This window comes from Bacillus sp. NEB1478 (assembly GCF_031582965.1).
GTDB lineage: Bacteria > Bacillota > Bacilli > Bacillales > Fictibacillaceae > Fictibacillus.
The window spans coordinates 3,246,813-3,260,211 of sequence record NZ_CP134049.1 but is presented as its reverse complement, the minus strand read 5'-3'; the positions used below and the strand labels follow the sequence as shown (position 1 = coordinate 3,260,211).

The 13,399-nt window shown below is 38.2% G+C and carries 11 protein-coding genes; 9 read left to right on the top strand and 2 right to left on the bottom strand.

Annotated elements, in window-relative coordinates:
• Position 1 precedes the first annotated feature (1 nt).
• Positions 2-187, bottom strand: a complete 186-nt coding sequence (locus tag RGB74_RS16415) for a YhzD family protein (protein ID WP_310760363.1) — start codon at positions 185-187, stop codon at positions 2-4.
• A 148-nt stretch (positions 188-335) separates the two neighbouring features.
• Here RGB74_RS16415 and RGB74_RS16410 point away from each other — a divergent pair, with 148 nt between their 5' ends.
• From RGB74_RS16410 to RGB74_RS16370, 9 genes are all read left to right on the top strand, one after another.
• Positions 336-1,232: an ABC transporter ATP-binding protein gene (locus RGB74_RS16410; RefSeq protein WP_310760362.1), complete on the top strand. Its 897-nt coding sequence runs from the start codon at positions 336-338 to the stop codon at positions 1,230-1,232.
• The gene (locus tag RGB74_RS16405; RefSeq protein WP_310760361.1) at positions 1,225-2,496 is read left to right on the top strand and encodes an ABC transporter permease; all 1,272 of its coding nucleotides are present in this window, start codon (positions 1,225-1,227) and stop codon (positions 2,494-2,496) included. Before RGB74_RS16410 ends, RGB74_RS16405 begins: the two co-directional genes overlap by 8 nt.
• A 348-nt stretch (positions 2,497-2,844) precedes the next feature.
• Positions 2,845-4,062 carry a metallophosphoesterase family protein gene (locus RGB74_RS16400; RefSeq protein ID WP_310760360.1) on the top strand — a complete coding sequence of 406 codons (1,218 nt, stop codon included), beginning with the start codon at positions 2,845-2,847 and terminating at the stop codon, positions 4,060-4,062.
• Between the two features lie 5 nt (positions 4,063-4,067).
• Positions 4,068-6,926, top strand: coding sequence for an ATP-binding protein (locus RGB74_RS16395; protein ID WP_310760359.1), 2,859 nt, complete (start codon positions 4,068-4,070; stop codon positions 6,924-6,926).
• A gap of 23 nt (positions 6,927-6,949) precedes the next feature.
• Complete coding sequence (locus RGB74_RS16390) at positions 6,950-7,627, top strand: response regulator transcription factor (protein ID WP_310760358.1); 678 nt, start codon at positions 6,950-6,952, stop codon at positions 7,625-7,627.
• A complete protein-coding gene (locus RGB74_RS16385) occupies positions 7,624-8,997 on the top strand; it encodes a sensor histidine kinase (RefSeq protein ID WP_310760357.1) in 1,374 nt (457 codons plus the stop codon). The genes RGB74_RS16390 and RGB74_RS16385 overlap by 4 nt, the downstream gene beginning before the upstream one ends.
• 119 nt (positions 8,998-9,116) lie before the next feature.
• Entirely contained in the window at positions 9,117-10,076 is a 960-nt protein-coding gene (gene yhaM / locus RGB74_RS16380) for a 3'-5' exoribonuclease YhaM (protein WP_310760356.1), read from the top strand.
• Between the two features lie 405 nt (positions 10,077-10,481).
• Positions 10,482-11,783, top strand: a complete 1,302-nt coding sequence (locus RGB74_RS16375) for an MDR family MFS transporter (protein ID WP_310760355.1) — start codon at positions 10,482-10,484, stop codon at positions 11,781-11,783.
• Positions 11,784-11,849: 66 nt separating this feature from the next.
• Complete coding sequence (locus tag RGB74_RS16370; RefSeq protein ID WP_310760354.1) at positions 11,850-12,173, top strand: sporulation YhaL family protein; 324 nt, start codon at positions 11,850-11,852, stop codon at positions 12,171-12,173.
• A gap of 143 nt (positions 12,174-12,316) precedes the next feature.
• On the opposite strand, the gene RGB74_RS16365 is transcribed toward RGB74_RS16370, so the two are convergent.
• The gene (locus tag RGB74_RS16365) at positions 12,317-13,207 is read right to left on the bottom strand and encodes a peptidylprolyl isomerase (protein WP_310760353.1); all 891 of its coding nucleotides are present in this window, start codon (positions 13,205-13,207) and stop codon (positions 12,317-12,319) included.
• Positions 13,208-13,399 lie beyond the last annotated feature (192 nt).

The window sequence follows — 13,399 nt, the reverse complement described above, 5'->3', positions numbered from 1 at the left end:
ATTAGCGATGGAAAAGAAGCAGTTGCCCTTTTGGTGAAGTCAGCCGATGTGTTTTTTCTTGAAAGTTCAATTCTGCTAGACGGGCCTCTCCTTGCTGTTTTGCTTCTGAATCGTTTGAGGCTGTAATGACCTCATCCAATATTTTTTCACCGTTCTTTTCGTAAGCAGTCAGTGCGTATGTATTCATGATCGTCTAAACTCCTTTCGTCTGTACAAAGTTTCTTCAACGTTTGGTGGATTAACTCCTGCAAAAGAACAGAATTATTGTGAAACTTCTATAAAAACGGCGCGTATATAGGAATAATATGGTATATTTTACAGCGGGAGGGGAATCAATGTTAACAATAAATAATGTTAAAAAAAGATTTGGATCCTTTACGGCAGTTAATGATTTGAATTTAAATATTCCAACTGGTGATATCTTTGGATTATTAGGTGCAAATGGCGCCGGTAAAACGACAACATTTCGAATGATACTTGGATTATTAACACCGTCTCAAGGGGATATCGCATGGAAAGACAAAGAGATTACATATGAAACGAGCAATCTGGTTGGATATTTACCTGAGGAAAGAGGATTGTATCCCAAACTAACAGTGAGAGAACAACTCATTTATTTAGGGCAGTTGAGGGGAATGAACCGCTCTTTTATACAAGAACAAACGTTAAATTGGCTGAAACGATTTAATGCGGAAGAATACTTGAACAAAAAAGTTGAATCATTATCAAAAGGAAATCAGCAAAAAATTCAGTTCATCGCAGCTGTTTTGCATAAACCAGAACTGCTGATTTTAGATGAGCCTTTCAGTGGATTGGATCCAGTTAACGTTGAACTTTTAAAAAGCGCCGTGCTGGAGCTGAAGAAACAAGGTACCACAATTGTATTTTCCAGCCACAGAATGGAGCATGTAGAAGAACTGTGTGAGCATTTATGTATTATGCATAAAGGTAAATCTGTTGAACAAGGCAAGTTAAGAGACATTAAACGATCGTTTGGAAAGAAAAATGTTTCCATCCGTGCGGATTTTGATCTCAGTTACTTAAGTGCGGTGCCGGGAGTTATAAAGCATCGTTTGACGGCTGATGGAATTACATTGCAAATCGAGCGTGAAGAAGTTGCGGGAAATTTGTTTCAAGCGATTCAATCCAAAGGCTTTGTTAGAAAATTTGAACTTGAGGAACCTTCGTTAAATGATATTTTCATTGAAAAGGTAGGTGTTGTACATGAGTAAATTTATTACCGTCATGATGCATACGTACCGTTCGAAAATTAAATCTAAACCATTTTTAATCTCTACAATTATTACGATCGCCTTAATGTTTGTTGTGAGCAACATGAACGAGATCGTGAAGGTGTTTAGTGGTGATGATGTATCCACAGTTGCTGTGATTGATCATGCTGGGAATGTTTATGAACCTCTAAAATCTCAAGTAAAACAATATGATGATGAATTTAAATTGCAGGAATTTAAGAATACTGAACAAGATGCCGAAAAACGAATACAGGATGGCAAATTAGACGGATTGCTCATCATCGACCAAGATGCTTCAGGTACGGTATCAGCAAAATATAAAGCAGAAGATGTAACCAAACAAGACTTGATTACAGATATTCAGACGGCCTTGCAGCAAATTAAGACGAAGATGGCTGCAGAATCGATTGGACTGAACCAAGAACAACTCGCTGCAATATACCTGCCCGTAGCTTTTGATAAGGAATCATTGTCTACAACAGCAAAAAGTGAGGAAGAAGCGGCTCAAGTTTATGTGCTTGTGTATGTGGTGCTTTTCTTCATGTACATGTCAGTTATGATGTACGGCAGTATGATTGCAGTCGAAGTAGCTACTGAAAAATCCTCACGCGTGATGGAAATATTAATTTCGAGCATCTCGCCGGTTAAACAGATGTTTGGTAAGATTTTTGGGATAGTCCTTCTTGCACTTACACAGTTAGTTATCTTTGTGGCAGCTGGATTCGGGGCAGTTAAATTAAATGGAAGACTGAGTGGCAGTGATAGTATTATCAAAGAACTTAAGCTCAATGATATCCAGGCTTCATTAATCATCTATGCATTCATTTTCTTCCTGTTAGGCTTTTTCTTATATGCTACTTTATTCGCAATGATTGGTTCATTGATTAGCAGAGTAGAAGAAGTGAATAACTTTATGACACCTGTGGTGATCTTCATCGTAGCAGCCTTTATGATTGCGATGTATGGACGGGAAAATCCGGAATCCGGTTTTGTTACAGCAGCATCATTCTTTCCTTTGTTTACGCCAATGCTCATGTTATTGCGTGTTGGGATGCTGTCTCTTCCTGTTTGGGAAGTTGCCATTGGAATCGGTGTATTAGCAGGAGCAATTATCCTTTTTGCCATAATCGGTGCACGCGTTTATCGCGGAGGAGTGCTTATGTATGGAAATGCACCTTCTTTAAAACTCTTCAAACAAGCCGTTCTTTTGTCAAAACAGGAGAAAAAGAATATATCTAAGTAAGTAAAAGGGGACAAATCACAGCAGACAGCAACCGATAATAACCCCTTGGGCATTTTCGAAAAAAACATCCAAACGGAGTGGAATCTTTACGAAATTGAACAAAAGTGGGAAGCTTGGCGGCAGCCAAGCCTCTTTTTTTTGGGTTGATGGGTACCAAGTAATATTACATTTAACAACGAGTTGACGTTATTCGTGTTGATTCAACAAGGTGCAAACTAGATATTCCAGAATCCACCGGACCTTTTTTTAAAGTCTTTTATTGAGGAAACGATGTTGTTTTTTACGAACGTGCTTTCGTATATATGATAAAATGAAGGGAAGAATGGTAGAAAAAGAGGATGAGTGAAAATGATTAAATTTTTACATTGTGCAGACCTGCATTTGGACAGTCCGTTTAAAGGATTATCTACCTTGCCGGATGAGTTTTTTAAACGGTTGTTTGAAAGTACGTTTTTATCTTTTAAAAGACTTATTGATATTGCGATTGCTGAAAAAGTAGATTTCGTCATTATTGCAGGAGATCTTTTTGATAGCAGCCAGCGCAGTTTGAAAGCGCAATCCTTTTTGAAGAGCTGTTTTCAAAGACTGCAATCCCACCAAATACAAGTATACGCTTGCCATGGAAATCACGATCCGCTCGATGGTCAGTGGGTCACGCTGGATTGGCCGAGCAATGTTCATTTTTTCAGCGGCAGCACGATTGAAACCTATTTCTATGAGAAAGAGGAAAAGAAATTAGCTTGCATTCATGGATTTAGTTATGAAACAACAGCTATAACAGATAATCGAACAACGCTTTATCCAGAAAAGAAAGATGAGTTGTACCATATAGGTGTTTTGCACGGACAAGCATACGGATATAGCGGACATAGCCGTTACGCTCCTTTTCTATTATCTGAGCTATTGAAAAAAGGATATGACTATTGGGCGCTTGGCCACATACATAAAAAAATGGATCTGTATCACGAGCCCCCTGTCCGTTATTCGGGAAACATTCAAGGAAGACATAGCGGTGAGACAGGTGAAAAAGGCGGATATATCGTCACGCTGAACGGTAACGAAACAGACAGCCGGTTCATTGCAACATCAGATATTGAATGGCATGAAGAAATCGTTGATGTGCATGAATTTGAACGTCATCAAGAAGTGATCACATATTGTGAAACTATAAAAGAAAGCTATCGTGCAGCAAACAAAGGTGTATTTCTAAATTTAAAGCTTACGGGAGCAGCCCCGCTATATGAACAGCTTTTAGATGGGTCTTTTTTAGAAGAACTTGAAGAAATATTAAGAGAAGAAAATGCAGATTCTTCTTTTGTGTACGTTGTTTCTGTTAAAAATGAAACAGTTCCATATGTAACGGGAGAAGGGACTATTAAACAATCAGGATTCTATCATGATTTAATGGACGTTTTAGGAGACGAAACAGAGCTTGAAAAGGCGCTGTCCGAACTAACATCGCATAAGACGGCAAGACGCTATGTTTCATTAGCAGAAGAAGATTGGGAAATGGTGAGAAAACAGGCAGAACAGCTTATTTTATCTGAACTCTACAATGGCAGGTGAGAGAAATGAAAGTATTATCCGTACATATTTACCACTTTGGAGTTTTGCAAGATTGCAAACTTAACCTTGAACCGTCAAACTTACAGCTTTTATTTGGCGAAAACGAAGCTGGCAAAACAACGCTGATGGATTTTATGAAATGTATGCTTTTCGGTTTTCCATCAAGGAATCAATCAAAAAAACGATACGAACCTAAAAACGGAAATCGTTTAGGCGGGAAGATAACGGTTGAACATGCCAGTTTAGGAAGATGGACGATTGAAAGAATTGAGGGTGCAAAAGTTTCAGGCGATATTTCGATTTATGATGAAACAGGGCAGCAGAAAGAAGAAGCCTTTTTAACAGTTCTGTTAGATGGAATGGATCAAACGTTGTTCGAAGGTGCTTATTGTTTTGGGCTGGATGGTTTGCAAAAGCTGGATAAATTAACTTCTGAAGAACTGGGGAATTTTTTAATGAGCACCGCAATTTCAGGAGACCGTGATCTTCTTGAAATTGAACAGACATTTGAAAAAAAGCAAGGTGAACTATTTAAAAAAGCCGGTAAAAAACCAGTTATCAATGAAAAAATGGAACAATTAAAAACGATCGAACAAACGCTGCATGAACATCGGAGAAAAAATGAAAACTACCAGATCCTTAATGAAAAAAAGGAACAATTAGAAAAAGAATTGAAACAAATAGCGGTTGAATTAAGCGGGTTTCAAAAGGAACTTGGATCATTTAAACGCTTGTTTGAACTACAGCCTGTTTTGGAAAAATATAAGCAATTAAAGCTTCAATTAAAAACATTTGATGCTGATCAGATGTTCTTTCCCGAAAACGGAATCCACCGATATGAGCAATGCCAAGAACAATTATTGGGATTGAATGGAGAGCTGAGCTATATAGATGAGCGTCTATTGTCTATAGAAAAAGAAAAAGATGCCTTAAGTATCAGTGATAAATTGATTCAGAACCAGAAAGAAATTAAACAGTTGTTTAATAAACTCCCAGAATATGAGCATTTGCAAAAGCAGTTGGTGGAGTTTGATCGCTCTCTTTCACACATAGAAAATGAAGAACTCGGAATTACTGAAGCAATAGGTGAAACATGGCGTTCGAATGAGCTGCAGCAATTGGCGTTAACATTGTCTTCGTTAAATGATCATGAGCAAATGTTAAAGCAAATGCAAAACGTTCAAGAGAAAAAGAGAAGATTGGAAGAAGACTTAGAAGACTCTAGAGTAAAACTGGAAGAATTGGAAAAAGAGGAAGCCGAACTAAAGCAAATTCTTTTACCAGAAGAAGAGTATAAAAGATATGAACAAGAAAAGAACCAAAAACAAAGAACCGTTTTTCCGTTATGGGCAGCAATTCTTCCTATTATTTCAGCCGTTTTATTGATTTGGTCTGGCTGGACGTCACCCAATACGTTTGTGTTGTCTTGCGGTGTTCTTCTATTATTCACGGCGATAGGTATTACATTATATTTATCAAGAAATGAAAAATCAGATCCGGGGAGAACTTTTCAATCAAATCAAAAGTATTTGGAAGACGAAGTAAACAGGAATCAATGGATTCAGTTATCGGCAGAACTCTCTCACGCTAATAAGTTGTACTTGCAGCTTGCTAAGCAGCTGGATTTTCTTGAGCTGGAGGAAGCGCGTATCTATGATGAAACGGTAACATGGGCGGATAAGCATGGATTCACAGGAGATATAGATAAGCTTTTAGTAAACGGGTATGTCGAACATTTATATAAATTGAAAGAACTGATGAGGCAAAAAGAAAAAATTACCCAGCAAGTAAGTGACGCTGCTACTTCATCATCAGTTTTTGAGGATGCCGTTGTACAATTATTATCGGACTTTCGAATAGAACCAAAAGCTGACATAAAAGATGCAGTTCAGGAATTAAATGATTCCTTGCAAGAACAGCTGAAAAAAATGACTGAAATAGAGCATTTGGAAAAGAATCAGAATGAGCTTGTTCAGCGTAAAGAAGCTTTGTCAAAAAAGAGCGAGCATATTAAGGATCAAATTGGTCTTCTGTGGAAAGAATCCTGCGTAAAGAGCGAAAAGGACTTTTATTTAAAAGGAGAGGAAGTAAAATCTTTCTTTGAAACCACTAAAGAATGGGAAATGACACATAATCAACTACGATCTCTGGGAATATCAGATAATGGTATAGAGTCGATGGCTGGACAGATTACGAGTCAATATGAGGAAACCCTTCAATTAATGAAGTCTCTTGAAGGAAAAGAAGAACAATGGAAGAATGCCTATAAAACTGCCACAGAAGAAAGGGCTAAACTTGATTGGGAAATGAAAAAACTTCTCGATGACGGCAGCTATTCCGAGCATCTTCATAGATATGAGCTATTGAAAGAAGAGTGGAATCAGCTTGTTAAAAAGTGGGCAGGTTATCGTTTAGCACAGCATGCTCTGCAAGTTGTAAAAGAGCATTATCAAAAAACGAAACTGCCGGCAGTGCTGGAGACTTCAAGCGTATACTTCAGTAAAATTACAGAAGGTGAATACAAATCTATTATCTTTACCTCATCAAACGAAATGCTGCTGGTCAAATCTGATGGTACCCGATTCTCTCCAGGCGAATTAAGCAGAGGAACGGCAGAGCAAGTTTATTTAGCCATCAGACTGGCAGTTGCAATGAATGCAGGACCGGCTGGATTCCCTATTTTTATGGATGACATTGCGGTGAATTTTGACGAGAAAAGAACGAGGCGGACTATGTCTCTTATCGGCGATGCCGCACATGATCGGCAGATTTTGTTTTTTACTTGTCACGCTCATCTTCATTCCATCGTCCCGTCTGTTCCGCTTATTCATTGGCCAAGCCATTCGATACTTGCTGAAAAGTAACAAAGGAGAGTGCAGATAAGCTTATGTCAAATGAATATTCCATTTATTTAGTAGAAGATGAAAAAGATCTTGCTCAAGTGTTAAAAGCTTATATGGAAAAAGAGGGCTGGGATGTCACATTGTTTCAAAATGGGGAAGAAGCACTATTAAATCTAGAAGCTTCACCTCCGCATCTATGGATTTTAGACATTATGCTGCCAGGAATGGACGGCTATGAAATTATTAAGAAAATCAAGCAAAAGTCAGATACTCCTGTCATTTTCATTTCAGCTCGAGATCAAGACCTTGATCGTATCGTCGGCCTTGAGCTAGGGAGTGATGATTATCTGGCCAAACCTTTTATGCCCCGAGAACTTGTGATCCGGGTCAAAAAACTTTTAACGAGAGTATACGAAACAGGTAACCGGATTCCTCAAATCATTGAAATCACGGGTTATACGCTTGATCCGATTTCAAGAAAAATCACACGTGACGATGAACTGATAAATTTAACGGGAAAAGAATTGGATGTCCTTCTCTATTTGATTGAAAACAAAGGAAAAGCGAGAAAAAGGGAAGAGATATTAGAAGCGGTATGGGGAACGGATTACTTCGGTTCAGAGCGTGCTGTTGATGATGTCATCCGCCGCGTACGAAAAAAGATGCCGCGCCTTAATCTAGAAACGGTATACGGTTCAGGTTACAGGATCATTCCATCATGATCCGTCTGAATCTTACACAGCGAATATGGCTATCTTTTGTCTTGCTGCTGTTTACGATCGGACTTACGACAGCTATTATTTATCCTCTTTCGATCAAAGACACACTGACAGAAGAAACGTACCGTATCATTGAGAATGAACAAGAGAAATTCATTTTTGACGAAAGGGAAATACCTAAAAAGAAGGAGTCACCGAGCGAGTTTATTGCGAGAAGAAACGCAGCCCGTTCAGTAGGACATTTTATAATTTCTAATCAATACCAAGATCTCCGAGGGGCTGTCCCTGAAGATAATGTATTAGATGAAATGGCAGAGAAGGCATTTAAGCAAAAAAAGGTTCAAGCGAGGTACGAGCTGAACTATGAGGATGCAACACTCTTTTACGAGATTTCTAAAGTTAAGAACGAACAGGGACAGAGCGGATTTTTGATCTCTTATATGTGGGATACATATAGAGATCAGATGGTTAACCGTCTTTGGATCAGGCTCGTTATTATTTTGATCATAACAGGTATTTTTTCCATTATACCTGCCATTTGGCTTGCCAGGTATCTTCGTTCACCGCTTTCGATCTTAGGTAAACGTTTTGAGCAAATTGCTAAGCGGAATTGGCAAGAGCCTTTTTACTGGAACGGTGATGATGAGTTCTATATTCTTTCGAAGCAATTTGAAGATATGAGGCAAAATCTCTTAAGACATGATTACGCTCAAAAAACATTCATTCAGCACGCTTCACATGAGCTGAAAACACCGATCATGACGATTAAAAGTTATGCCCAGTCTGTTAAAGATGGTATTATGCCTAAGGAAACAACCGAAGATATGATGGACGTGATCTTAAACGAAACGCGGCGGATGGAAAAGCGCGTTCAGAATATGCTGTATTATACGAAACTAGATGCAATGAAACTAGATTTGATAACGAAAGAAGATTTTAGATTCGGCAATCTAGCAGAAGAAATCGTGGAGCGTTTCATGTATCAACGGGAAGATATTCACTTTGAAATTACCGGCAGCCACTATATGATTCATGGTGATGAAGAGCAATGGAGCATCCTGATGGATAACCTGGTCCAGAATGCATTGCGCTATGCGCAAAAGACCATTCGTCTTTCTGCTTATCATAAAGGAAGCTCATTCATCATAGAGGTATATAATGATGGTGAACAGCTTACTGAGGTAAAGGGTGAAGAGATTTTCCAGCCGTTTAGAAAAGGAAATAAAGGACAGTTCGGTCTTGGACTTGCTATTGTAAAACGAATTGCTGAGCTTCACGGAGGAAAAGTAACTGCGGTGAACATAAATGATGGTGTTGCCTTTCAGATTAAACTTCCGCCTAGAGACAATCCTTCAAATGATTCAGAGTTTTGATCCTGAGAGCGGTAGTGGATAATCCCCGCCGCTCATTATTTGCGTATCAGCCAGTCTTTTCGTGCATGAATCAATAAATCGTTATGATATACTTAAACAAAGAAAGGCGGGGTGGAACAATGAAAAAAGGACTTGCTTTTTATAAAGTAGGAGAGATGGTAGACGGTTTCTTTTTGGTTAAATCCTCTGTTAAAGGAACTGCCAGTAATGGGAAACCTTTTCTAACCTTGATCTTGCAAGATCAAACAGGAGATGTAGAAGCGAAATTATGGGATAGTTCACCTGAAGATGAGGGGCTGTATGCTGCTCAAGAGATCGTAAAACTCTCTGGTGAGATGGGCAATTATAGAGGGAAAATGCAACTGAAGCTTAAAGCGATCCGCCCTGCAACGGAACTTGATGGTGTGAAAATCAGTGATTTTCTTGAAACGGCTCCACTTACTCAAGAGGAAATGGTTGAGACGATTACTAAGTACATATTTGAGATGAAAAATCCAAATATCCAGCGAATTACGAGACATCTATTAAAGAAATATCAAAATGAGTTTCTGGAATATCCGGCAGCTGTTAAGAATCATCATGAATTTGTATCAGGATTGGCTTTTCACGTGGTTTCCATGCTAAATATGGCTCGGTCATTCAGTCAGCTTTATCCTTCTTTGGATACTGACTTGCTTTATTCAGGGATTATCTTGCACGATCTTGGTAAGGTCATTGAATTATCAGGGCCAGTAGCGGCTTCATATACATTGGAAGGTAAGCTACTTGGTCATATTACGATTATGGTTAATGAAATCGGTATGACTGCCAATGAACTGGAGATAGCAGGCGAAGAAGTTACAGTTCTCCAGCATCTCGTGCTAAGTCATCATAGCAAACCGGAATGGGGAAGCCCGAAACAGCCTTTGATCAGGGAGGCAGAAATCCTTCATATGATTGATAATTTTGATGCAAGAATGAATATGATGGATCGTGCACTTGATAAAATACAGCCAGGTGAGTTTACTGAGAAGCAGTTTGCACTTGAAAACAGATCATTGTACAAACCTCTTTTTCATGCAGAATTTGCCAAAAATTAATCGAAACAAAACAATTGTGAAAAATTTCAAATTGTGGTAAATTTGGAAATGTAGAAAACAAATCAGGAGGCAGTGACTCATGGAAATCATTGTTCAAATTAAGGCAGGCAACTTAGCAAAATAACTACCAACTCCTTTTTAGGATAGGTTTGTTTTGTTATGCGTTCTACCTTCTTTTGAGCAATCTTCCTTGTGTCATCTCAGCCTTTTATTTTAAAAGCCTGTAGTATGCGCAAGTTTGGAGTGCATACCTATGGGCTTTTTTATTTGTGAATTGATAAGCAAGGGAACTCAGTTGCAATTAACAAATGGTTTTCAAAAACCCAATGTTCATTCCATAGGCTCAATAAGAAGGTACATGAAAATTTTTTTATCAATAATAAATGAGAGAAAAGAGTGGACAGCATGAAATGGAAAGACTGGGATACAAATATTAAAGTCCGTTTGATCGGAGAGTTTTTTGTAAATCTATTATTCTGGATGTTCTTCCCGTTTATGGCCATCTATTTTTCAGATGAGCTAGGAAAAGAAACGGCAGGTATTCTGCTTGTTCTTTCACAAATCGTAGGAGTTATCACAAACCTAGTTGGCGGCTATTGTGCAGACAGGTACGGACGTAAAAAGATGATGGTGATATCGGCATGGGGGCAGGCTGCAACGTTTGTGTTCTTTGTACTTGCAAACTCTCCTTGGCTCGATTCACCGGTTTTAACTTTTATCGCCTTTTCGGCTTTAGGATTGTTCGGCTCTCTCTACTGGCCGGCTAGTCATGCGATGATTGCTGATGTAGTAGAAGAGAAGAATAGAAGCGAAGTATTTGCAGTGTTTTATACTTCCATTAACATTTCTGTTGTTTTTGGTCCTATATTGGGAAGTATCTTCTTCTTCTCTTACCGGTTTGAACTGCTTTTAGCCTGCTTACTCGTAAGTATCGTCCTTGCAATTGTATTGGCTAAGTATATTCGAGAAACCGTACCAGTGAAAAAAGAGATTCTTGAGCAAGTGGGTACAGAAAAGAAGTGGCATGAAGCTGTCTGGGCACAGCTAAAGGATTATCGCGTTATTGCAAGCGATAAGCTATTTTTGCTTTTTGTATTAGCGGGTATTCTAGTTGCACAAACTTTTATGCAAATGGACTTATTGCTTGCCGTTTATACGACTGAAAAGGTGCCTGAACAGACTTTGCTTTCTCTAGGGAACTGGGATTTTTCTTTAACTGGTGAAAAAGTATTTGGTTATCTGATTTCGTTAAATGGATTGCTCGTTGCCTTATGCACGGTTTGGATTGCAAAATGGATGAACCGCTTCAATGAAGGCAGAGTATTCATTTTATCTACTTTGTTGTACGGTGTATCGATGCTTGTATTTGGAGGCACTACGATCATGTGGGTACTTTTCGGCGCGATGGTAATCTTTACTACAGCTGAACTCATGGTAGTGGGTATTCAAGAAAGCTTTATTTCAAAACTTGCGCCAGAGAATATGAGAGGTCAATATTTTGCAGCTGCGGGTCTTCGTTTTTCAATCGGACGTACGATAGCACCAATTACAATACCGTTAACAATGTGGATAGGCTTTCACAATACGTTCTATGTGCTGTTTATTTTAGCTATGGTGAGTGCAGGAATCTACTACATTATGTTTAGAGCATTTGAGAAAAAAGAGCAATCGACAGCAAAAACGAAATCAGAGCCTGTTGTTTCCTGACATATCTTTTAAATTCCTCTCATAGAATAAGTTAAAAGCTTGTCTAACTTAAGGGGGAGTTTATCGATGAAAGGATACGCTGCTTTATTTTTTGGTGCCATACTCATTGCAGCATTTGTTTTAAAAGAATACGCAGCAGGAGTAGGGGAGATCTTTATAGCCACTCCGTGGTGGATGTATTTTGTACTTTGCGGCATTATTTATAGTGGATATCGGTCCGTCATTTCTTTTCAGGAAGATCGCGAAAGAGAATTACGATTGATTGAAGAAGAAGGAAAAGTGTACATGGAGCGAATTGAAAAAGCGATGGGAATGGAACAGCAGCTCGAACTTGCGTTAAATGAAAATCGTGACATGGAGGAAGCGGGACCAAGAGCTTCTGGTGAATAAAATATTCAAAAAAAAGAGACGACTCAAAAGTGAATTTGACCACTTCTGAGTCGTTTTTTTTTTTGTTTTTTCGGTACTTGTTTTTTTATTTTTGACGTAAAAAAACCAGCCCCGATGAAAAGGGGCTGGTTTCTTATCAATCATTATTGTTGTGGCATTTGTGGTTGCTGAGGTTGTTTTGCTTTTTCTTCGATCTTCTTCTTTAGAACTTTATCTTTGATCTCAACGTCCGCTTTTTTGCGAAGTTTTTCAAGAATTTCAGTTATTGGTTTTGCTTTTTGTTGTTTCAATTCTTTTTCGATTTGAGCTTTCTTATCTTCAAACTTGTTTTCACGCTTGTCCGTTACTTTAATGATGTGAACACCGTAATCAGATTTAACCAGGTCACTAACTTCACCTTTATCAAGAGTAAATGCTACTTTCTCGAATTCTGGTACCATAGCGCCTTTTCCGAAGTAACCAAGATCTCCGCCTTTAGATTTAGAGCCAGGATCTTTAGAGTATTCCTCTGCAAGTTTAGCGAAATCTCCGCCTTCATTTAATTTCTTTTGAACTTCTTTAGCTGTTTTCTCATCATCAACAAGGATGTGGCTAGCTTTTACTTCTGTTTTGTATTTTTCATTGAATGCTTTTTTCATTTCACTCTCTGAAACTTTAACACCGTCAGTTGATGCTTTTTCATTAAGAATCATAGATTTAACACGTTCTTTTAATTGCTTTTCATCTGTTAAACCGTTTTGTTGAAGTGCTTGTTTGAACGCATCTTCTCCGCCTAGTTCTTTCTTGATCTTGTCGATTTCTTTATCGATTTCTTTGTCTGTTACTTTGTATTTATCTTCAAGTACTTTCTCGTCGATCATTGAGTTAAGCACTTGATCTCCGTATTGTTCTTTCATTTTATTGTAAAACTCTTCTTTAGTGATATCTCCAGCTTTTGATTCAACGATTTTTTCTGAATCAGCCCCTGAATTATTACATGCAGATAAAGAGATTAATCCTGCTGTTAACCCTGCTGCTAATATCCATTTTTTCATTTGGCAAACACTCCTACTATGAAGTAATAATTTAACATCTTTTACTATAGCATAAACTCTGCGTGTATTCCTATTCATGACACGAAATATGAGAAAATTTACACATTAATTCAGCTGAAAAAGTGTAATACAGCTTTTTTTTATAAAAAAAATCAAAAAATATTTTAAAAAACCGGGCGTTCGTCTAATCAA

Excerpts from the sequence above, each read along its gene's own strand:
- RGB74_RS16365 (WP_310760353.1), bottom strand. The coding sequence starts at position 13,207 with ATGAAAAAATGGATATTAGCAGCAGGGTTAACAGCAGGATTAATCTCT.
- RGB74_RS16410 (WP_310760362.1), top strand. The coding sequence starts at position 336 with ATGTTAACAATAAATAATGTTAAAAAAAGATTTGGATCCTTTACGGCA.
- RGB74_RS16370 (WP_310760354.1), top strand. The coding sequence starts at position 11,850 with ATGAAAGGATACGCTGCTTTATTTTTTGGTGCCATACTCATTGCAGCA.
- RGB74_RS16375 (WP_310760355.1), top strand. The coding sequence starts at position 10,482 with ATGAAATGGAAAGACTGGGATACAAATATTAAAGTCCGTTTGATCGGA.
- yhaM (WP_310760356.1), top strand. The coding sequence starts at position 9,117 with ATGAAAAAAGGACTTGCTTTTTATAAAGTAGGAGAGATGGTAGACGGT.
- RGB74_RS16390 (WP_310760358.1), top strand. The coding sequence starts at position 6,950 with ATGTCAAATGAATATTCCATTTATTTAGTAGAAGATGAAAAAGATCTT.
- RGB74_RS16385 (WP_310760357.1), top strand. The coding sequence starts at position 7,624 with ATGATCCGTCTGAATCTTACACAGCGAATATGGCTATCTTTTGTCTTG.
- RGB74_RS16400 (WP_310760360.1), top strand. The coding sequence starts at position 2,845 with ATGATTAAATTTTTACATTGTGCAGACCTGCATTTGGACAGTCCGTTT.
- RGB74_RS16415 (WP_310760363.1), bottom strand. The coding sequence starts at position 187 with ATGAATACATACGCACTGACTGCTTACGAAAAGAACGGTGAAAAAATA.
- RGB74_RS16405 (WP_310760361.1), top strand. The coding sequence starts at position 1,225 with ATGAGTAAATTTATTACCGTCATGATGCATACGTACCGTTCGAAAATT.
- RGB74_RS16395 (WP_310760359.1), top strand. The coding sequence starts at position 4,068 with ATGAAAGTATTATCCGTACATATTTACCACTTTGGAGTTTTGCAAGAT.